This is a genomic window from Enterococcus sp. DIV0213h (assembly GCF_051711285.1).
Lineage (GTDB): Bacteria > Bacillota > Bacilli > Lactobacillales > Enterococcaceae > Enterococcus_D > Enterococcus_D casseliflavus.
In genome coordinates, this window is record NZ_JBIOMH010000001.1 from 344,412 (window position 1) to 367,090 (window position 22,679).

18 protein-coding genes are annotated in these 22,679 nt (G+C 45.4%); all 18 read left to right on the top strand.

The annotated features are described in order from the left end of the window. Positions 1–15: 15 nt before the first annotated feature. The 18 genes from IGI77_RS01685 (at position 16) to IGI77_RS01770 (ending at position 22,238) form a co-directional block, all read left to right on the top strand. Positions 16–813, top strand: a complete 798-nt coding sequence (locus tag IGI77_RS01685; RefSeq protein ID WP_010748642.1) for a TIGR00282 family metallophosphoesterase — start codon at positions 16–18, stop codon at positions 811–813. 7 nt (positions 814–820) lie between these two features. Beyond that, positions 821–1,210 (top strand): YlbF family regulator, encoded by a 390-nt coding sequence (locus IGI77_RS01690; RefSeq protein ID WP_438769280.1) that lies wholly within the window; start codon positions 821–823, stop codon positions 1,208–1,210. Continuing rightward, a complete protein-coding gene (gene mutS / locus IGI77_RS01695; RefSeq protein ID WP_438769281.1) occupies positions 1,194–3,746 on the top strand; it encodes a DNA mismatch repair protein MutS in 2,553 nt (850 codons plus the stop codon). Before IGI77_RS01690 ends, mutS begins: the two co-directional genes overlap by 17 nt. Before the next feature lie 15 nt (positions 3,747–3,761). Beyond that, positions 3,762–5,870, top strand: coding sequence for a DNA mismatch repair endonuclease MutL (mutL, locus tag IGI77_RS01700; RefSeq protein ID WP_438769283.1), 2,109 nt, complete (start codon positions 3,762–3,764; stop codon positions 5,868–5,870). Beyond that, positions 5,867–6,427 (top strand): Maf family protein, encoded by a 561-nt coding sequence (locus IGI77_RS01705; RefSeq protein ID WP_015508832.1) that lies wholly within the window; start codon positions 5,867–5,869, stop codon positions 6,425–6,427. The genes mutL and IGI77_RS01705 overlap by 4 nt, the downstream gene beginning before the upstream one ends. A 2-nt stretch (positions 6,428–6,429) precedes the next feature. Beyond that, positions 6,430–6,828, top strand: a complete 399-nt coding sequence (locus IGI77_RS01710; RefSeq protein WP_431399172.1) for a GFA family protein — start codon at positions 6,430–6,432, stop codon at positions 6,826–6,828. Positions 6,829–6,916: 88 nt separating this feature from the next. Beyond that, positions 6,917–7,348 (top strand): peptide-methionine (R)-S-oxide reductase MsrB, encoded by a 432-nt coding sequence (gene msrB, locus IGI77_RS01715; protein WP_008376288.1) that lies wholly within the window; start codon positions 6,917–6,919, stop codon positions 7,346–7,348. A 181-nt stretch (positions 7,349–7,529) separates the two neighbouring features. After that, on the top strand, positions 7,530–8,120 hold the full coding sequence (gene ruvA, locus IGI77_RS01720) for a Holliday junction branch migration protein RuvA (protein WP_005232405.1): 591 nt from the start codon (positions 7,530–7,532) through the stop codon (positions 8,118–8,120). Between the two features lie 14 nt (positions 8,121–8,134). Next, complete coding sequence (gene ruvB / locus IGI77_RS01725) at positions 8,135–9,136, top strand: Holliday junction branch migration DNA helicase RuvB (protein WP_438769286.1); 1,002 nt, start codon at positions 8,135–8,137, stop codon at positions 9,134–9,136. Between the two features lie 352 nt (positions 9,137–9,488). Then, positions 9,489–10,400 (top strand): ABC transporter permease, encoded by a 912-nt coding sequence (locus tag IGI77_RS01730; RefSeq protein WP_005232388.1) that lies wholly within the window; start codon positions 9,489–9,491, stop codon positions 10,398–10,400. An 11-nt stretch (positions 10,401–10,411) separates the two neighbouring features. After that, positions 10,412–11,293 (top strand): carbohydrate ABC transporter permease, encoded by an 882-nt coding sequence (locus IGI77_RS01735; RefSeq protein WP_005227173.1) that lies wholly within the window; start codon positions 10,412–10,414, stop codon positions 11,291–11,293. Between the two features lie 14 nt (positions 11,294–11,307). Next, positions 11,308–12,909 (top strand): sugar ABC transporter substrate-binding protein, encoded by a 1,602-nt coding sequence (locus IGI77_RS01740; protein WP_005227174.1) that lies wholly within the window; start codon positions 11,308–11,310, stop codon positions 12,907–12,909. A 607-nt stretch (positions 12,910–13,516) separates the two neighbouring features. Then, complete coding sequence (locus IGI77_RS01745) at positions 13,517–14,119, top strand: DUF624 domain-containing protein (RefSeq protein WP_015508834.1); 603 nt, start codon at positions 13,517–13,519, stop codon at positions 14,117–14,119. Beyond that, positions 14,112–15,032: an acetylxylan esterase gene (locus IGI77_RS01750; RefSeq protein WP_438769287.1), complete on the top strand. Its 921-nt coding sequence runs from the start codon at positions 14,112–14,114 to the stop codon at positions 15,030–15,032. The genes IGI77_RS01745 and IGI77_RS01750 overlap by 8 nt, the downstream gene beginning before the upstream one ends. Next, a complete protein-coding gene (locus IGI77_RS01755; protein ID WP_438769288.1) occupies positions 15,023–15,802 on the top strand; it encodes an endonuclease/exonuclease/phosphatase family protein in 780 nt (259 codons plus the stop codon). Before IGI77_RS01750 ends, IGI77_RS01755 begins: the two co-directional genes overlap by 10 nt. A gap of 6 nt (positions 15,803–15,808) precedes the next feature. Next, entirely contained in the window at positions 15,809–17,959 is a 2,151-nt protein-coding gene (locus tag IGI77_RS01760; RefSeq protein WP_074934427.1) for a glycoside hydrolase family 3 N-terminal domain-containing protein, read from the top strand. 15 nt (positions 17,960–17,974) lie between these two features. Next, a complete protein-coding gene (locus IGI77_RS01765) occupies positions 17,975–21,265 on the top strand; it encodes a GH36-type glycosyl hydrolase domain-containing protein (protein WP_438769289.1) in 3,291 nt (1,096 codons plus the stop codon). Positions 21,266–21,278: 13 nt separating this feature from the next. Next, on the top strand, positions 21,279–22,238 hold the full coding sequence (locus tag IGI77_RS01770) for a LacI family DNA-binding transcriptional regulator (protein WP_015508838.1): 960 nt from the start codon (positions 21,279–21,281) through the stop codon (positions 22,236–22,238). Positions 22,239–22,679 lie beyond the last annotated feature (441 nt).

Consider the following 22,679-nt stretch of genomic DNA (forward strand, 5'->3'; position numbering starts at 1 on the left):
GAAGAGGAAAAATGTGTGCGGGTATTATTCATTGGAGATGTAGTTGGTTCATTAGGAAGAGAAACGATCACGGAGTACCTTCCAAAATTAAAAAAGGCGTATCGGCCACAGGTGACGATCGCAAACGGCGAGAATGCGGCGGCGGGTCGTGGGATCACTGGTAAAATCTATAAGAAATTTTTGCAAGATGGTGTCGATGTCGTGACACTAGGCAATCATACATGGGACAACCGTGACATTTTTGAATTTATTGGCGATGCGAAGAAAATGATTCGTCCAGCCAATTTTCCAGAGGGAACACCGGGCGTCGGCATGGTATTTGTGAAAGTCAACACCATTGAATTAGCGGTAATCAACATGCAAGCTCGCTCGTTCATGGTAGACCTTGATGATCCGTTTCGCAAAATGGATGAACTGGTTGCGATTGCCCGCAAACGTACACCGTTTATCTTTGTGGATTTTCATGGGGAGACCACCAGCGAAAAACAAGCGATGGGCTGGTATTTGGATGGCCGTGTTTCGGCAGTCGTCGGCACGCATACCCACGTCCAGACCAATGATGCGCGGATTTTGCCCCAAGGAACAGCTTATTTGTCAGATGTCGGCATGACTGGTCCTTATGATGGGATCTTGGGGATGAAACGCGAACCAGTCATTGAAAAATTTTTGACGGCGTTGCCGCAACGGTTTGAAGTGATTGAAAAAGGCCGCAGTATTTTGTCGGCTTGCTTGCTTGAGATTGATGAAGCCACTGGTAAAGCAAAATCGATCCGTCCGATCCAAATCAGTGAAGATCGCCCGTTTACAGAATAGGAGAAGCATGGAAGAGCAATTAGCCAAGGAACCACACGTTGCCCAAGAGCTGGCTGCTTTGCAAAGGCTCTTGTCTGATCATCCGATCGTTCAAGAATTTCAAGAAATTCAAGCACGAGCCTTGCAAAACCAAGGGCTATTGGAGCTGGAAGAAGCGCTGAAGCAAGCGCAAAAAGAGATCGTTCAATTTGAGCATTATGAGAAACCCGAAGCAAAAAAAGCTGCCGAGCAGCGTTATGCGTCATTGACAAACGAATACGAGCAGCATTCTTTAGTGGTTGCTTATCGCCAAGCGTTACTGCAAGCAGATGAATTGCTGCAATATGTCACGACGGAGATCCAAAAGAAAATGAATAAAGCCATCGAGGAGGATGAAACCAATGCCTCAAAAAACTAAAAATACCCCGATGATGGAACAGTATTTAAGCATCAAGGCTCAGTACCAAGATGCTTTTTTATTCTATCGTTTAGGGGATTTCTATGAATTATTTAATGAGGATGCTGTCAAGGCAGCACAAATTTTAGAACTGACGTTAACCAGCCGCAACAAAAATGCGGAGGAACCGATCCCTATGTGTGGGGTGCCTTACCACGCTGCCAGCAATTACATCGACACCTTGATCGAGCAAGGCTACAAAGTAGCGATTTGTGAGCAAGTGGAAGATCCAAAAACCACCAAAGGAATGGTCAAACGCGAAGTCGTTCAACTGATCACGCCGGGAACGGTGATGGACAGCAAAGGCCTATCCGCCAAAGAAAACAACTTTTTGACAGCTGTTTTGCAGCAAGGGGAGCGTTTTGGCTTTGCCTATGTCGATCTAAGTACCGGTGAATTAAAAGCAGCGCAATTGGAAGATGAAGAAGCTGTCGTCAATGAGGCCGCCGCTCTGCAAACGAAAGAAGTCGTTTTGTGCAGCGAGATCCCTGAGTCATTGCAAACAACACTGACCAATCGCTTGAATGTCGTGTTTTCTAAGCAAGAAACGTTGGAAGAAAATGCCGAATTTCAATTTTTAACAGAACCCCTCTCCCAAGAGTTAGAAAAAGTAGTCACAGGGAAGTTGCTAAGTTATTTGGCGATCACCCAAAAACGCAGTTTAGCGCATATTCAACAAGCCGTGGAATATCAGCCCGATCATGCCTTGAAAATGGATCATTATTCCAAATTCAACTTAGAATTGACGCAGTCGATTCGAACTGGCAAAAAACAAGGGACTCTTTTGTGGTTGTTGGACGAGACAAAAACCGCAATGGGTGGCCGTTTGTTAAAGCAATGGTTAGACCGTCCCTTGATCCAGCCAAAGAAAATCACTGCCCGCCAAGAAATGGTCCAATCGTTACTGGACAGTTTCTTTGAGCGAGCAGATCTGCAAGAAGCGTTGACGAAAGTCTATGACATGGAACGCTTAGTCGGACGGGTCGCCTTCGGAAATGTCAATGGCCGCGATTTGCTGCAGTTGAAATCTTCTTTGGAGCAAGTGCCTTTGATCGCGCAATTGCTGCAAGGCATCAACCGTGGCGAGTGGAATGACTTGCTGCTGGAATTAACGCCCTTAGATGATTTGGTTGCACTGATCGAAGCTGCGATCGATGAAGATGCCCCGTTACAGATCACGGAAGGCAACATTATAAAAGACGGGTTCCATCAACAATTAGATGAATACCGTACAGCGATGCGTAACGGCAAGCAATGGCTGGCGGAATTAGAAGCCAAAGAACGCCAAGCGACGGGAGTCAAAAACCTGAAAGTTGGGTTCAACCGCGTCTTTGGCTATTACATTGAGATCACGAAAGCCAATCTAGTGAATTTAGATACCTCTCGCTATGAGCGCAAGCAAACGTTAGCCAATGCGGAACGGTTTATTTCCCCCGAGTTGAAAAAACTGGAGACTTTGATTTTAGAAGCCGAAGAGAAATCGGTGGATTTGGAATATCGCCTGTTTCTTGACGTCCGTGAAGAAGTGAAAAAGAGTATCACCCGTCTACAAAAGTTAGCCAAAGCCGTCAGTGCGGTCGATGTCTTACAAAGTTTCGCCACAGTTTCGGAACGCTACCAATACGTGCGGCCGACAGTAGCGAAAAAACGAGCGGTATCGATCATCGACGGCCGTCATCCTGTAGTGGAAAAAGTCCTTGGTCACCAAGAGTACATTCCGAATAGTATCGTGATGGATGAAGAAACAGAGATCTTGTTGATCACAGGCCCAAATATGTCTGGGAAAAGTACGTACATGCGGCAGTTTGCCTTGCTAGTCATTATGGCGCAGATCGGCTGTTTCGTACCCGCACAATCTGCAGAGATGCCGATTTTTGATCGGATCTTTACTCGCATCGGTGCCAGCGATGACCTGATCGCCGGTCAAAGCACGTTTATGGTGGAGATGATGGAAGCCAACCAAGCGCTGCGTCATGCAACGCCTAACAGCTTGATTTTGTTTGATGAGTTAGGGCGTGGGACTGCGACCTATGATGGGATGGCATTGGCACAAGCCATCATTGAATATATCCACAAAGAAGTTCATGCCAAAACACTGTTCTCCACCCATTATCATGAGCTGACGGTTTTAGATGAGGAATTGGCGCACTTGCGCAATGTCCATGTCGGTGCTGTTGAAAAAGAAGGCGAAGTCGTCTTCTTGCATAAGATGATGGAAGGGCCCGCAGATAAAAGCTATGGGATCCATGTAGCCAAAATCGCTGGACTGCCAAGTGCACTCTTACAGCGCGCAGCCACGATCTTAAAAGCGCTGGAAGAACATGAACCGACGGTACAGCCAAAACCCGTCGTCGAAGAAAGTCAGCAGTTGTCGTTGTTTAGTGAAGTATCTACGGAAGAAATCGGCGTCATCGATCAATTGAAGAAATTGAATCTGTTGGAAATGACCCCGATGGACGCTCTGAATACATTGTACGAGCTGCAAAAACGAATTTAGAAAGAAGGTCAGCAGATGGGAAAGATCCAAGAGTTATCCGAACGTCTGGCGAACCAAATCGCGGCAGGAGAAGTCGTTGAGCGACCGGCTTCTGTCGTCAAAGAATTAGTTGAAAACGCCGTGGATGCCGGCAGTACCCAAATCGATATTTTTATTGAAGAAGCGGGCTTGCGTAAAATCCAAGTCATCGATAATGGCGAAGGGATTGCAGAAGAGGATGTCTTGACTGCCTTTAAACGCCACGCCACCAGTAAAATCCACAATCGGGATGACTTGTTTCGAATACGTACCCTCGGGTTTCGCGGGGAAGCTTTGCCTAGTATCGCTTCGGTTTCAATCCTCTCGATTGAAACGGCAGTCAAAGGCGCCCAACAAGGCTCCTTTGTGCGCTTAAAAGGCGGCGCTGTTGAAGAGCATCTGCCTGCCAACTTGCGGCAAGGAACCAAGATCACTGTGGAAAACCTCTTTTACAATACACCGGCACGTTTGAAATATGTCAAGACGCTGCAAACGGAACTAGCGAACATCGGCGATATCGTCAATCGGATCGCCCTGAGCCACCCAGAAGTGGCTTTTCGTCTCGTTCATGAAGGCAATAAGATGTTGAGCACCACTGGAAGTGGGCAGTTAAAACAAACCATCGCAGGGATCTACGGGGTGGAAACCGCCAAAAAAATGATCGCGATCGATACTGAGGACCTCGACTTTAAAGTCACTGGCTTTGTGTCACTGCCAGAAGTCACCCGAGCCAGCCGCAACTATTTATCCACGATCATCAATGGTCGTTATATTCGCAACTTCGCTTTGAATAAAGCGATCGTTGCTGGTTACGGATCAAAATTGATGGTCGGTCGTTTTCCATTAGCTGTCCTTGAAATCAAAATGGACCCCTTATTAGTCGATGTCAACGTTCATCCGACTAAGCAAGAAGTTCGTTTGTCAAAAGAAGAAGAATTGACCAAGCTAATCAGTAAAGCCATCAATGAGGCGCTGCGGGAAATCAATTTGATTCCTAACGCGGCTGACAGTCTTCGTTTTAAGAAAAAAGTGGCCGATCAGCCAAAAGCCCAGCAGCTTGGCTTGGAACTGGAGTCAGCAGGAAATTCGACTTCTGGGTTGTCTTATAATCGCGAAACAGGGAAATTTGAGGTGCAGGGCAACACTTATCAACAGACTGTGGATAACTCTGTGGAAAAACCTGTGGAGGAAGGTGGAAAACTTCCAGAAATGCCACAGGAATCTAGCGACAACCTGTTGGAAGAAACCGAGGAAACCTTTCGCAGTTTGGAAGAGACGCTGCCAAATAAGCCTGTCCGAAAACCATTTGTGGAAGGCCAGACGGAAACAAAAGCGTCGCTGCCAGAAGCGCCAGTCTTTCTCCCAGATGAGACGCCAGAGCTTACGGCGCAGGATCTGCAAAGTCAAGCGACTCTGCATCCTGAAATGCATGGGGATGACCGCAACTACCTAAAAACGGTCGAACGGTTGCTGGAAGAAGAACCAGCGAAGGAGCGTTTTCCCCAATTGGATTATTTTGGGCAGATGCATGGGACCTATTTGTTTGCCCAAAGCGAGGCGGGGCTATATATCGTCGACCAGCATGCGGCGCAAGAACGAATCAAATACGAGTATTACCGCGAAAAAATCGGCGAAGTGACCAATGACCTGCAAGAATTGTTGGTGCCGATCGTTTTGGATTATCCCAACAGCGATGCACTGCAATTACAAGAACAAAGCGACAAGCTGGCAGAAGTCGGGATCCATCTGGAATCTTTTGGGACCAATAGTTTCATCGTCCGAGCGCACCCGACGTGGTACCCTAGCGGTGAAGAAGAAGCCATCATCCGCGAAATGATCGATATGTTATTGACGACAGGAAGTGTCAGTGTCAAAAAGTTTCGTGAAGCAACCGCGATCATGATGAGCTGCAAACGATCCATCAAAGCCAATCACTATTTGAATGAAGCACAAGCTAGGATCTTGTTGCAAGATTTAGCGAAATGCGAGAATCCCTTCAACTGTCCCCATGGTCGTCCGGTGCTGATCCATTTCACCAACAGCGACATGGAGCGGATGTTCAAACGGATTCAAGATCCTCATCGAGCAAGGAGTGGCATGGAATGATTATTTTGGCTTCACAGTCGCCGCGGCGCAAAGAATTATTAGCAGAGTTAGTCTCGGAATTTGCGGTCATACCAGCAGATATCGACGAATCGGTCCGACCAAACGAAGCTGCGATCCCTTATGTCCAACGGATGGCAGCAGAAAAAGCGGCGGCTATTGCACAAACCAATCCTGAAGATCTGGTGATCGCGAGCGATACGACGGTCGTGGTGGATGAAGAAATCTTAGGAAAGCCAGTCGACCGTAAAGATGCTCGGTCGATGTTGCGAAAAATGAGCGGACGTACCCATTGGGTGCATACCGCCGTCGTTTTGCAAAAAGGCAAACAGCAACGCCAAGCAGTGGTTTCGACGGAAGTTGTGTTTCGTCCTTTGACGGATCAAGAGATCGACAAGTATCTTGCCTTAGATGAGTACCAAGACAAAGCGGGCGCCTATGGGATCCAAGGGGCAGCCAAAATATTTGTCTCATCGATAAACGGCGATTTTTATACGATCGTAGGATTTCCTGTCGCTACGGTCTATCAGTTGTTGCAAGAGTTTACGGAGGAGGAATAAGGATGGATGTTTCTGGTAGTTGTCTTTGCGGCAAAGTCACGATCAACTTGACGGGAGTTGCGAAAGAAATCACGGTTTGTCATTGTAGTCTCTGCCAGAAATTTCATGGCGGACCGATGTTTGCTCTTGCGCCATGCTCGGAGGACCAGATGGCTCTTCAAGGAGTGAAGTGGCTGCGACGTTACGATTCTTCTGAGTGGGCACAGCGAGGATTTTGCAGTCAATGCGGCTCGAGCCTGTTCTTTTACCTCAATGAAACACACACCTATTTTTTTGCGGCTGGGTTGTTTGGCAACATGCCAGAAGCTGTCTTAACCGAAGAAATCTATACAAAAGACCAACCGCAGTTTTACCATTTTGCGGAACCAACGACTCGTTGGCAAAAGCTGCAAAACCCTTAAACAATTTGAGCAAGTCATTTTACATTCGCTAAGAAAAAAGGCATGATAGAGCATACAGGATGAGTCTAGAGGAAAAGCAGGTGAAAAAATGACAGATAAAAAAGAATTAAAAGAAAAATTGTCGCCGATCGAATATGCGGTGACCCAAGAAAATGCAACCGAACGCCCCTTTACTGGCGAGTATGATGATTTTTATGAAAAAGGGATCTATGTTGATATCGTCAACGGAGAACCATTGTTTGCTTCTACTGATAAATATGACGCAGGTTGTGGCTGGCCGTCCTTTTCGAAACCGATCAGTCGCCAAGATATTCAAGAAAAAGCCGATTTTTCTCACGGCATGCATCGGGTAGAAGTCCGCAGCAAAGAAGCTGACTCTCATTTAGGACATGTTTTTTCAGACGGTCCTCAGGACAAAGGCGGTTTGCGCTATTGTATCAACTCGGCAGCATTGAAGTTCATCCCTTTAGCAGAAATGGATGAAAAAGGCTATGGCGAATTCAAATCACTCGTTGAGTAAGTATTAGGAACTGTGTGCGAAAAAAAGACGCAGCAGCATGTCTCGTTTGAAAAAATGCGACTGAAACAACGGTTTTTCCTCCGTTTGTTTCCTGCTAAGCCTTTTCCTTCGTTCACAGTCCTTTTTTTGCCCTCTCGTCTGTGCTACAATAAAGGGAACATATGTACAGAAAGGAAAGCACATGTACGAATATATCATAGGAAAAGTAACGGATATCTTTCCGGCGTATATCGTCGTTGAGACCCATGGCATCGGCTATCAGATCGCTTTTGGCAATCCGTATTCATTTAGCGGCAAGTTGAACCAAGAAGTAAAAATCTATCTGCACCAAGTGATTCGTGAAGATGCTCATAGTCTCTACGGCTTTGCCACGATCGAAGGCAAGCAGTTGTTTTTAAAATTGATCAGTGTCTCAGGTATTGGACCAAAGAGTGCGTTAGCAATCATGGCCAATGAAGACCATACAGGGTTGATCACGGCAGTCGAAAATGGGGACGTCAATTATTTGACTAAGTTCCCAGGTGTCGGTAAAAAGACGGCGCAGCAAATGATCCTAGACTTGAAAGGCAAAGTGGCTGAACTGGTTGGAGAAGAAGCGATCGTTCCTCTAAGCGTAGCAACGACTGCTTTAGATGAAGCGATGGAAGCCTTGAAAGCATTGGGTTATAGCGAAAAAGAAGTCAAGAAAGCCGAAAAACAATTAGCGGCGAATACCACAAAATCGACGGATGAGTACTTGCGGGAAGCTCTCCGATTGATGATGAAAAAGTAAGGAGCAAGTAGACGATGGATGAACGAATTGTTTCGCCAGAAAGCACAGAACAAGAAGAGATCATCGAAAAATCCTTGCGTCCGCAAACCCTTGCCCAATATATCGGACAAGACAAAGTCAAGCAGGAGCTTTCGATTTATATCCAAGCGGCGAAAAATCGAGAAGAAGCGTTGGATCATGTCCTCTTATATGGTCCGCCAGGCTTAGGGAAAACAACGATGGCAATGGTGATCGCCAACGAGATGCAGGTCCAAATCAAGACGACCAGCGGTCCTGCGATCGAAAAACCAGGGGATTTGATTGCGATCTTGAATGAGCTACAGCCGGGAGATGTTCTATTTATCGATGAGATCCATCGCTTGCCTCGTGTCGCCGAAGAAATGATTTATTCGGCAATGGAAGATTTTTATGTGGATATCATGGTGGGGCAAGGGACAACGGCTCACCCAGTTCATTTTCCGCTCCCGCCATTTACCTTAGTCGGCGCAACGACGCGGGCGGGGATGCTCTCGGCGCCACTACGGGATCGCTTCGGGATCATTTCTCATATGCAATATTATGAAGACCATGATTTAAAAGAGATCGTGCAGCGGACTGCGTTGATCTTTGAAACGGATATCGTGGAAGAAGGGGCGATCGAAATCGCCCGCAGATCCCGAGGCACTCCACGGATCGCCAACCGGTTGCTTAAACGAGTTCGCGATTATGCGCAAGTGCAAGCGGATGGGTTGATCGATCGCACCGTTGCTGACCAGGCATTGGCGCTTTTGGCAGTCGATCATGCTGGCTTGGATTATATCGATCAGAAATTGATCCGCACGATGATCGAATTGTACCAAGGCGGCCCGGTGGGATTAAGTACGATCGCTGTCAATATCGGGGAAGAAACCGAAACAGTGGAAGATATGTACGAACCGTTTTTGATCCAAAAAGGATTTTTGAAGCGCACCTCGCGTGGGCGGATCGCAACGCCGTTAGCCTATGACCATTTTGGCTATCCCCAAAGAAGTGAATAGAACGAAGCAGCAATCAACGATGATTGCTGCTTTTTTGTGCTTTTGGTGAAACGTTTCTTTTTATTTTTTAATGATTTCTGAGAATTAATCGATGTTGAAAAAATACAATATTTGTGAAATTTGATTAAAAGGAAATGTTTGGAAAAAGGATTTCTTATGAAAAAGCTGATATGAAAGCTTTTGTATTTGTGAGGAACCCAACAAAATTTGTGAAAAAAGAAAAGCTGAAAAAAATAATTGGAAAGGCTTGCATTTTCGATTGGCAGCGGATATAATCTTTTTGTAGAAACGTTTCACCAAATTGTGGAGATATAGGTAGTGTTGCGAGGATAGAAAGAAGGAGATTTTGTGTATGAGTAAACTGCAAAAGTTTTATAGTCAACGGCAGCTTCACTGGATGGTTTTTCCCGGCGTGGCATTTATGATCGTATTTAATTATATTCCGATATACGGAATTATAATCGCTTTCAAAAACTATACGGTGATTGACACGATTTCATCAGCACCATGGGTCGGGTTAGAGAATTTCCGTATCATTATGAATGACAGTTTTTTCTGGGAAGCGGTTAGAAATACGTTAGCCATCAGCTTATTGAAATTAGGTTTAGGTTTTGCGATCCCGATTGTGTTAGCCATTATGATTTTTGAAATGCAAGATGGCCGCTTGAAGAAATTTATTCAAACGGTTTCATACATTCCCCATTTTTTCTCATGGATCGTGCTAGGTGGGATGATGATTTCTTGGCTGTCAACGAACGGCTTTATCAACCAAGTGCTGATGTCCGTAGGATTGATGGACAAAGGGGTCAATCATCTATTGGATCCAAGCAAATATTGGTGGATCGCGGTCCTTTCGGATCTATGGAAAGAAGTCGGCTGGGGAACGATCCTTTACTTGGCAGGTATGTCGCGGATCGATCCAACATTTTATGAAGCCGCACGAATCGATGGTGCCAGCAAGCTAAGACAGATTCGTTCGATCACATTGCCATTACTGACACCGATCATCTCCTTAAACTTGATTCTGAATGTGAGCGGTATCTTAGGGTCAAACCTAGATCAAACATTAGTTTTAATGAATTCACAGAACCAAAACCGTTCAGAAGTCATCAACTCCTTCGTTTATAAAATGGGGTTGACGCAAGGTGATTTCTCTTATGCAACTGCTGTCGGCTTGGGGATCGCGGTCATTTCCGTCATCTTATTGGTGATCACGGATCGAGTGACCCGCAAGTTGAACAACGGCAATTCAGTTATCTTATAGGAGGAAAAAACATGATCAAAAGAAAAGCAAAAGAAAACACGTGGTTTTACTTCTTCAATACCGTGATCTTGATTTTATTCTCATTGATGATCATCGTACCGATTTGGAATATCTTGGTTTCCTCCGTGTCTTCTAGTTCTGGATTAGCGGGCAACGGCCTCGTGTTATGGCCCAAAGGCTTTACCTGGGAAAACTATCGGAAAGTTTTTTCCGACGCAAGTATCCCCCGTGCCTTCTTGATCTCAGTGTTAAAAACGGTTCTTGGGGCTGCGACCCATACCTTGTTTTGTGCGATCGTGGCTTACGGATTGAGTAAATCACGCTTGGTCGGCCGCAACATCTATACAACGATGGGGGTCATCACCATGTACTTCAGTGGTGGGATGATTCCAACGTACTTGCTGATTCGCTCGCTAGGATTACTGGATTCTTTCTGGGTCTACATTATTCCAGCCTTGTTCAGCTACTATGATGTCGTGATTTTAATGAACTTTTTCCGTGAGATTCCGCCTTCACTCGAAGAATCTGCGAAGATCGACGGTGCAAGTGAATTCCAAATCTTCTATAAAATCTTCTTACCATTAACGAAACCGGCCTTGGCAACCATCATCTTGTTCAACGGGGTTGGCCAATGGAACGATTTTATGACGACAAAACTGTATATCACAAAAGAGTATCTCTATCCGCTGCAAATGAAGATTTATGAAATCATCGTCCAATCCAACTTGAGTACGATGACTGAAAGCGGTAGTACCGACTTTATCGTCCAAGCAACGACCCGTGGGGTTCAGTTGGCTACGATCGTCATCACGACAGTGCCAATTTTAATTATATATCCATTGCTTCAAAAACACTTTATCGGCGGTATGATGGCCGGTGCAGTAAAAGAATAGAAAGAGGGATAGACATGAAAAAAGTAGTAGGCGGTTTATTGGCAGCATCAGCATTACTCAGCTTAGCAGCATGTGGCGGCAGCTCAGACAATGCCAGCAGTTCGGATTTTTCTATCAAAGATCGGTATGAGTTAGATGAAAAGACACCAGCATGGAAACTCGATACCAAAGAAGAACCAACCAAGATCACATGGTACATCAATTCAGACTGGACAGCTTTGCCATTTGGTGAAGATGTGACGACAGCCCAAATCAAAAAAGATTTGAACATTGATATTGAATTTATTTCAGGGGATGATTCGAAATTAAACGCTTTGATTTCAAGTGGTGATATGCCTGATATCGTGACGTTGATGGATAAAACCAGCCAAGCAGCCACAAAAGCTGATAGCTGGGCATACTCATTGAACGATTTAGCGGAACAATACGATCCGTATTTGATGAATGTCGTGACCGAAGATACCTTCAAATGGTTTGCTTTAGATGATGGCAAAACTTATGGTTATCCAAACTATTCCAACACAGCAGCAGACTACGAAAGCGGCAATATTCCCGTCAACGACAACTTTGTGATCCGTGAAGATGTCTATGAAGCATTAGGCAAACCAGATGTTTCGACGCCAGAAAACTATGTGAAAGTCATGAAAGAAATCAGCGAGAAATTCCCTGATTTGACACCAATGGGTTTCACAACGATCGGCGAAACAGCAGGACCATTCTTAGATAAATTGCAAGATTTCTTAGGTGTTCCATTAGAAGATGAAGATGGTGCGTTCTACGACCGTAATTTAGATGAAGAATATATCTCATGGTTGAAAACCTTCAATCAAGTGTATCGTGACGGCAACATCAGTGATGACAGCTTTACCGATGACGGTCCAACCTATGATGAAAAAGTAAAACAAGGGGACTATGCAACGATCTTAGTCGCAGGAACGAGCGGACAAGGTGGGAACTTCACTGAATTCATGAAAAACTCTGACACACGCTACATCGCAATCGATGGCCCTGCCAGCACGTCTGGTCGTGAAGCAACCTTGAACCAAACAGGAATCTCTGGCTGGTTGATCAACTACATCACAAAAGATGCGGCGGATCCAGCAAAAGTAACCCAACTCTTCACGTACTTGATCGATGAACCAGGACAAATTTTGACAAAATTCGGTGTTGAAGGCGTGACGTATGAATACAACGATGAAGGCAAAATCGATTACTTGCCAGAAATCAAAGAAATGGAACAAACCGACAACGAAGGCTACAACAAAAAATATGGTATCAGCCGTTTCAACTACTTTAACAATGACCGTGTCAATGCACTGAAAGTCAAAACCGAAAATGCGTTGACTCAAATGCAAGAGTGGGGCGAAGGCAAATTGTATCCACACTTTGTGATCGAAAATACGGATCCAGATGCTGGAACTGCTGAAGCACGTTCAAACACAGCCATCAAAACCAAAATCAACAGCACGATCATCTCACTGATCCGTTCAAAAGATGAAGGAACATTTGACAGCACACTAACCGACTTTGAAAGCTTCTTAGATTCAAACAACTGGGATGCAATCAAAGACATTAAAACTGAAAAAATGGCCGAAAACCGCGAACGACTAAAATAACCCCCATAGGAGAGGAAAGGAAGCCAAAAAAAAGACCTTTCCTCTCCTTTGCTTTGAAACACAGGTTTTGCGCGCACTTTGCGTAAAATCTGATGTTTCAAAGTACTAGGCGACTGTAAGGAGCGTAGTGACCAACCAAAGAAACACAGGATTTGCGCGTACTTTGCGCAAAATCTGATGTTTCAAAGTACTAGGCGACCGCAGGGAGCGTAGTGTCCATACAAAGAATCACTGCGATTGGCTCACGTAGTGAGACATGCAAGCTGCACTTAGTGTATTTTTCTTAGTGCAACTATAGGCGAAGCGAAAGCGGAGACGAGCAGATGATGAAAAGTACTAGGCGACTGTAAGGAGCGTAGTGACCAACCAAAGAAACACAGGTTTTGCGCGCACTTTGCGCAAAATCTGATGTTTCAAAGTACTAGGCGACCGCAGGGAGCGTAGTGTCCATACAAAGAATCACTGCGATTGGCTCACGTAGTGAGACGTGCAACCTGCAACCCAGAAAACTGTACGTTGAGAAACGACCCAAATTCACAAGAAGGCAAGAAACAAGTTTACGTAGCACCCGCAGCACAAATCAGCAAGTTTTGATTGGAGGATCATAATGAATCGACTATTTTCTTATGAAGGATGGTACTATCGGGTCTTTGCTTTTTTAGCAGATATGATCATTGTTAGTTTTCTCTTTATGATTCCAGCAATGACGCTGATTCTCGCAGGACCAGCATTGATCGCGCTGTATCAGACGATCGATCAATTGTACAAGGAACGGGATGTCCCGATTTGGCAGCGATACAAGCAAGCATTCTTAAGCAACCTCAAACGTGGGCTCTTCTTAGAAGGTCTTATTATTGCGTATGTTGCAGTCTTTGCTGGGTTGATCTATTCCTTGATGATGATTACACCTTACTTTGGCGTTTTAGCCGTGATCCTCGTCAGCTTGGCTGCGCTGTATCTCGTCGTGTTCGTTCTCTTGTACAGCTTGTTTGCCCAATCATTGCAAGAAACAGCAAAAGAAACGGCCTATGCGGTTCTTAGCAGTACGGCGAATGCGATCATTTTATTGGTGATCCCCATTCTTGTCTTTGTATTGTGCAGCAAAGTGAACCTATTCTTATTTGTTTGTTTAGGGATCTCAGGCTCAGCCTTTGTCCAAGTGTTGTTTTTCAATAAAGTATTAGCGAAGGGGGAAGAGACAAATGACTGAATCCACAGCGACGGATCGATCCTATTTTTGGGCTTCGGTCCAACAAGAACTTGACACCCTTCCGCTAGCCTTTGAAAGAACCAAACAAGCGCCTTTGCTGAAAGGGATCGATTGTTTTACGATTTCTTTTCAAAGTCTTGGTAATGAAACGATCTATGGGCATCTGCTGCTGCCAGAACAAGCGGCAGATTGTCCAATCGTGATTGATTTTTTAGGCTATATGAATCATGTGCAAGAACCGTTCCAATTTGCTCATTGGTTATTGATCGGCTGCGGCTGTCTTGTCATCGACAATCGCGGACAAGGGGGACGCACGCAAGATCAGGTTTCCTATGAAACCACGCAGCATGAAGCACCTTTTGGACGCGGCATCTTGAAAAAAGAAGATTTTTATATGAAGCGATTGGTCGCAGATAGTTTGCGCACACTAGAAGTCCTTCAACAGATACCGGAAATCGATCCGCAGCGCATTATTTTAAGAGGCGGCTCACAAGGAGGCGGCATCGCCTTATTGGTCAACGCATTAACGAACGTCCCGATTTTTGCGACGTTTGCCGATGTGCCAAGCCACTCCAATCTTGTCCATCGGATCGAACAAAAAACAGGAAGTTACCAGGTGATTCAAGAGTATATCGAACAATTTCCAGAAACGCGGGAAACGATCTATCAAGTCATGAGTTATTTTGATTTGAAGTATTTTGCTCATCAGATAACTGGTCCTGTTTATACATCGGTCGGCAGTGCTGATCCCATCTGTCCCATGGAAGATTTCTTCGTTTCCTATAAAAAGATTCCTGGACCGAAAGAATTGCGTATTTACTTAAATAAAGGGCATGGCGGCGGCGAAGCGAAACAAATCCGTCGTGAGATGCAGCAAATCACAAAATTACTCAAAGGAAATGAATGCAGATGAAAGCAGCAACCTACAATCTACGAGTCGATACCGACTATGACCAAGAATGGCAATGGCACTATCGATCGGAGGCGGTCTGCTCCTTGATCGATTACTACGACTGGGATGTTCTGGCGATCCAAGAAGCTCGTCCCAGCCAATTTGCAGATTTAGCAAAGTTAGCGCAGTATGCTTCCGTCACGGCTGAACGTGACGGTGATGGCTTAGGCGAAGGCATCGGACTGTATTATCAAAAAGAGGCTTTCGAGTTATTAGCTTCAGGTTCGTTTTGGTTGTCATTGACACCGACTGAACCAAGTATTCATCCAGAAGCTGCGTATTCACGCTTATGTGTTTGGGCAGTCTTGCAGGAAAAAAAGAATCCGCCGTTTCTTGCTATCACGACTCATTTAGATAATATTTCAGAAATGGCTCGTTTTGAAGGGATGAAAGTGATCCTTGAGCAGCTGGCAGATCAGATCGAACGTTATCCTGTATTGCTGATGGGCGACTTGAATGCGGAGCCAACGGAGCGGGTGCATCGGTACTTAGAGCAGCATTTTCAAAATGCCAAAGAACATGGACAGAAGCACCATCATGGGCCAAAAGGCTCCTATCAAAATTTTATTTATACGTTACCATGGCAAGAACTAGAAGAAATTGATTATATCTATACGAAAGGCTTCACGGTGGTCAAAACCGCCTGTCTAACGGATTCTTATGATCGTCGTTTTCCCTCCGATCATTTCCCTTTAGAAGCAGAAGTCCAATTTGAAGAAAGCAAAGGATGAATAAAAATGGAACAGCAGAAATTAACCGAACTACTTTCAGAAATGACCTTAGATGAAAAAATCGATCAGTTGCTGCAACTGGCAGCGGCTTTTTATTCAGATAAAGCAGAAGAGAAAACAGGTCCGATGGGCGACTTAGGACTGACACAAGAAAACATCAACAACGCGGGAACAACGCTAGGTGTTTCTGGTGCAAAAGAAGCGATCCGCGTCCAAAAAGAGTATATCGCCAATAACCGCTTGAATATCCCGACGATATTGATGGCGGACATCATTCACGGCTTTCGGACGATTTTCCCGATTCCATTAGGATTAGGTAGTTCATGGGATTTGGCAGCAGCGGAGAAAATGGCGGAAGTATCTGCCAAAGAAGCAGCTGTTTCTGGCTTGCATGTGACCTTTTCACCGATGGTGGACTTAGTAAGAGACCCACGCTGGGGCCGTGTCATGGAATCGACGGGGGAAGATCCTTACTTGAACAGTCGCTTCGCTGAAGCCTTCGTCAAAGGCTATCAAGGGGATGATCTGCGAACGGATTTCAACCGCGTGGCTGCTTGCGTCAAACATTTTGCGGCTTACGGTGCGGCTATCGGTGGTCGCGATTACAACACGGTCAATATGTCAGAACGCCAACTGCGAGAAAGTTATTTGCCAGGCTATAAAGCAGCCCTTGATGCTGGTGCTAAGCTGGTGATGACCTCCTTTAATACGGTAGACGGCATTCCAGCAACGGCCAATCGCTGGCTTTTCCGCGATGTTTTGCGAGAAGAATTCGGGTTTGAAGGCGTTGTGATCTCTGACTGGGCAGCAATCAAAGAAGTGATCGCTCATGGCGCAGCGGAGGATGAAAAACATGCCGCTGAACTAGCCATCAAAGCTGGGGTCGATATCGAGATGATGACGACTTGCTACACCGATAACTTGAAAGAGTTGATCGCAGAAGGCACCGTTGAGGAAGCCTTAGTCGATGAAGCGGTGCTAAGAATCTTGACCTTAAAAAATGAGCTGGGGCTATTTGAAAATCCATACCGCGGCGCTGATGAAGCCGCTGAAGCAGCCACTGTTTTGTCTCAAGAACACCGAGAGATCGCCAGCGATATCGCAAAGAAATCAATGGTGTTGTTGAAAAATGAAGGTGTCCTGCCGTTGCAGAAAACCGAAAAAGTCGCGATCGTGGGCCCAGGTGCTCACTCCCGTGATCTATTAGGTGCTTGGTCTTGGCAAGGAAAACAAGAAGAAGTAGTGACATTAGTGGAGGGTGCTCAAGCCTTGGGTGCGGATCTGTTGATCGGTCAAGAGCCCTTTGATTATTTTGCACCGTCTGAAACGGCGATCCAAGAAGCAATCGAATTAGTGAAGGCAGCCGATAAAGTGGTCTTAGCACTAGGAGAGCAGGAATGGATGAGCGGCGAAGCTGCCAGCCGCAGCGACATTCGTTTGCCGCAAGCCCAATTGTCCTTGGTTGAAACCTTAAAAGAATACAACGAGCAATTGATCGTAACTCTTTATAACGGTCGTCCTCTTGATTTGCAAGGTGTGGATGCAGCCAAAGCGATCGTCGAGGCTTGGTTCCCTGGAACCGAAGGCGGAAACGCACTTGCTCAGATCCTGTGGGGAGAATACAATCCAAGCGGTCGCTTGAGCATGTCATTCCCAGAAACCGTTGGACAAGTTCCTGTGTATTACAACGTTGACAATACCGGTCGTCCTTATGAAAGTGCACCGGATGAAAAATATGTCTCAAAATATTTGGATGTCTCCAATTATGCCAAATATCCATTTGGGTTTGGCTTGAGTTATAGCCCAGTTGCGTATTCTGCGGTGACGTTGGATCAGCCGACTATGACCAAAGATCAAACGGTCACGGCTTCCATCACTGTTACGAACCAAGGAACAGCAGCGGTTTGGGAAACGGTCCAATGCTACATTCGCGATTTAGTCGGTGAAGTGGTTCGCCCAGTGAAAGAACTGAAAGGCTTTAAGAAAATTTGGCTAGAGGCTGGCGAATCAGCAACCGTTCAATTTGAGATCACGGAAGAACTGCTGCGCTATGTCCACAGCAACCAACAATTAAGCAGTGATCCAGGGAAATTCCACATCATGATTGGTGGGAACAGCCGAGACACCCAACAAACAACCCTGCAATTAGTTAGGTAAGATAGGAAGGTTTCTATGACGAAAAAAATAGTGATGAATAACGCAAATACGACCGTGACGTTTTTACCAAACGGTGATTTATATGAGATCCAAAGTCACGGTGTGATGATCAATCAGTTGAACGGAAATGCGCTAGATGGTAGTTTGAATCAAATCTATCTACGTCTGCGTGAGGCGGGGGAGTTGTCCTTTATTCCCTTGATCGGTTCAAATGCTAACAGTGCCTTTGCCTACTCAGACAAACAGCTGACTTGGACTGGGACGTACCAGTCCATCGATTACCAAGTTGATTTCCAATTGGCACAAGATTGCTGGTTCTGGCGGGTTCAATTGAGTGGTTCTGGGGAAGCGGAACTAGTTTACGGACAAGATCTTGGTAATGCCGCCAAAGGTGCTGTTCAATCCAATGAAGCCTATGTTTCGCAATATATCGACCATCATGTTAGCCATGATAAGGGTCGCATCGTGCTTTCTTCGCGCCAAAATCAACCTCAAAATGGTCAATTTCCCTTAGTGGAACAGGGCAGCTTCCAAGCCTTGAAAGGCTTCTCGACGGATGGCTATCAATTTTTCGGTCGCAGCTACAAAGAAACGAATCAACCAGCTGCACTTAGCCAAGAAACGTTAGCCAATGAAGTGTATCAATACGAATTTGCCTATACGGCACTGCAAACGCAATGGTTGACGGTAAGTGAGACGCCTACGGAAATCGTTTTTTACGCAGCGGTCAAAGCCAATCAAGCGACGGCAGTCAATGAACCGCAGTTTGCACTTGAAACGCTGAAAGAAACGTATCAAGCCTTGTCCTTTGACTCGTTGCAAGCAACGGCGCAGCCACGAAAAAACTTCGGTCGACCGCTCACAGGGCTGACATTTTCCACAGAAGAAATCAACGAGCGGTTCCCGCAGCAAGAAGCAGTGGAAATCGTTGATAAGCAGCTTTATTCCTTTTTTACCCCTGACTATCACCATGTCGTGTTGAAGGAAAAAGAAGCACAGATGGAACGCTCCCATGGACATATTTTGATGAGCGGACAAGAGTTGATCGTCGATCAACCCATTTTGAGCACGACTGTTTACATGACGGGGATGTTTAACTCCCAAATCGTATTAGGCAATACGAACATGAATAAATTGTTGAGTAATAGCCGCAACTCATTGAATCTGTTCAAACGTTCTGGTCAGCGGATCTATCTGAAAGACGGCGATCAATGGCGGATTTTAACGATGCCATCTGCTTTTGAAATGGGCTTGAATTCGGCGACGTGGTACTACAAAACAGCGGATGATGTCATTCAAGTAACGACCTTCACGAAAGCAAACGGACGCACGATCGCAACCACCATCACCAGTGAAGCAGGACGTGCCTACACCTGGGCCATCACTAATCAATTTGTGATGGGGATCGATGAAGCCACACCAACTGCTACTGTTACGCGAGACCAGCAATTGCTCACCATCAAAGGAACAGCGGATTCACCGATTGCGGAAACTTATCCAGAATTGACGTATTATCTCCATGCAGCTCAACCTTTTGAACTGACCGATGAAGCAATCTTCAATGTGGCCGCTGCTGATAGCACGACCGTATTGACCTTTGCAGAACAGCCGACGGTTTCCTTCGTGATCCAAGGCACACTGACTGGTGAACCCTTTGTTTCCGAAACGTTAGATCGCCAGCAAGAAGACACTGCCTATACGGCCTTTGTCGATGATTTGTTGAATCAGTTTGAATTGAAACATTCGCAGGCGGACGTTACATCCTTCAATCACTTGGCACGTTGGTACACCCACAATATGCTTGTTCATTACTTGTCTCCTCATGGTCTTGAACAGTACGGTGGTGCTGCTTGGGGGACTCGAGACGTTTCCCAAGGACCGACTGAGTATTTCTTAGCACTTAATCGTCCTGAAATGGTGGCGTCCATCATCGAGCATTTGTTTGAAAATCAATTTGCAGATGACGGCAACTGGCCACAATGGTTTATGTTTGATCGCTATGAGAAACAAAAAGCCGATGAGAGCCACGGAGATGTGATCGTCTGGCCAATGAAAGTCGTTAGTGACTATCTCGAAAAAACCAAAGATTTCGCGATTTTGGAAAAAGAACTGCCTTATACGGATCGCGCAACCTTCCTGAAAACCAAGACCAAAGCTTCGTTGTTTGATCATTTGAAAAAAGAAGTGGCGTATATCGAAGCGAACTTCTTGGAAGGAACGTACCTGTCTTGTTATGGCGATGGCGATTGGGATGACACCTTGCAGCCAAATAACAGTAAGTTGAAGAAACAAATGGCCAGCAGCTGGACCGTTGCCTTGACCTATGAAGTATTGAAAAAATTAGCCAGCCAGTTGCAGTCATTTGACCCAGAGTATGCCAAACATTTAACAGAACTGTCTAAGGGCATCAAACACGACTTTGAAAAATACATGTTAGCTGATGGCACGTTGCCAGGATTTGTCTATATGGAAGATAGCGAGCACGTGGAACTGATGGTCCATCCGACTGACAAGAAAACTGGTATCCAATACCGCTTGCTGCCGATGCAACAAAGCATGATCGGTGAGCTGTTATCTCCCGAACAAGCCGATCATCATGTGGCGATCATCAAGGAGCATTTGCAATTTCCAGATGGGGTGCGCTTGATGAATCGTCCAGCGACTTATGTGGGTGGTGTCAGCACCAATTTCAAGCGAGCAGAACAAGCAGCCAACTTTGGACGAGAAATCGGTTTGCAGTACGTTCACGCCCACATCCGCTTTACCGAAGCGATGGCGAAATTAGGTCGAGAAGAAGAGACTTGGCAAGCGCTAGGGGTCATCAATCCGATCCAGATCGCTCAACGGGTCGAAAACGCGGAGATCCGTCAAGCAAATGCGTATTTCAGCAGTTCTGATGGCGATTTCAAAACAAGGGTTGAAGCCCAAGAAAATTTTGGTAAACTTAAGGAGGCAGCAGTCGGCGTCAAAGGCGGCTGGCGCATCTATTCTAGTGGACCGGGGATCTATATGAATCAGTTGATCAGCAATGTGTTAGGCATTCGTACCTTTGTTGATCACGTTGAACTTGATCCTGTCTTGCCAGCGGAGCTAGCAGGGTTGACACTGACGTATCGACTCTTTGATCGGCCGGTCGAAATCGTCTATCATTCGGCAAGTACGCCGAAAGTATTGATCAACGGCGAAGAAATGTCCACTGAGTTTGCGGAAAATCGCTACCGTCAAGGTGCGCTTGTCCTGAAGAAAGCAGCACTTTGCGCCAAATTAAACGAAAACCAAACCAATACGATCGATATTTATCGTTAAGAAAGGAGAAGCCATGGTAGGAATCAAAGATATTGCCCAAAAAGCGGGTGTCTCCATATCCACCGTTTCGTATGCATTGAATGGCAGTCCAAAAGTGACCGAGGAAACCCGCGCGCGGATTCAAGCGATCGCAAACGAATTGAACTATGTTCCGAACATGGCTGCTCGCACACTGAAACGCAGACAAACCAACATCATCGGTGTTTATCTCGCCGATTATGCGGGAAGTTTTTATGGGGAATTGCTAGATGGCATCAAGAAAGGGCTGGAACTTTTCGGCTATGAAATGATCGTCTGCAGCGGCAAGAAATCACACTTGTTTATTCCTGAGCGGATGGTGGACGGTGCCATCATTTTGGATTGGACGTTTCCAGCAAAGGAAATCGAGCAATACGCCCAACGAGGGCATCAAATCGTCGTGTTAGACCGCGTCTTGTCTCATGAAAACATCCATCAAGTCTTGTTAGACAATAAAGGAGGGGCTGCGCTGGCGATCGATCGCTTGATCGCTGGACAAAGCCAAAAAGTCTTCCTCTTAGCAGGGCCAGAAAAAGGCTACGACAGTCGGGAGCGCTTGGAAGCCAGCACGAAAGAATTGACGCGCTTTGGTATTCCTTATGAAGTCATTCCTGGTGACTTCACGGAACCTTCTGGTTATCGAGCGGCAAAACAGCTCTTAGCAAATGATCCCCAGTTTCCCATTGATATCTTTGCCTTCAATGATGAAATGGCGATCGGTGTCTACAAATATGTCCGCGAGACCGACTATCGCATCGGAAAAGAGATCCGCATCATCGGGTTTGATAACACGGAATTAGGCGCTTTTGTGCAGCCGCGCTTAGCGACGATCTCCTATTCGAAACATCGATGGGGCATGGTGGCAGCTGAGAAAATCGTACAATCGATCCAAGGGGATCCAGTGGCGGACGAGCATATTTATACCACTTTTGTGGATGGCGGATCATTTATTTAATTGATCCATAAAAGGAAAAAGAGTTGAAAAAGCCTCAAACAGAGAACGCTGTTTGAGGCTTTTTTTGCGTTATTTCAAAAATAACTTTACTTATTTTATCAAAAACAGTGATTTATAAAAAAAATAATAATTTTTATTTTGTTATTTTATATGCAATGGAATTTTTAAATAACGTTTTTTATTCATTTTTGATTATAACATTATCATTATCTACAGTCAGAAGATAGGAAGCGTTCTTTTAACTTATTATTTTAGGTCGTTAGAAAAGAGTTTTGTGCCGCTGAATTTTGTCAAATATTCTAACTTTTTATTTATTTTTCTCATCTTAATTTAATTATGAGTGTTGATTTATCCCTCGTTTTTTGTATGATTTATGAAAGAGAAAAGCAGTTTTTTGAAAAGAATCGATGATTCATCCTGATAATTTGCGCTTTTTTTCAA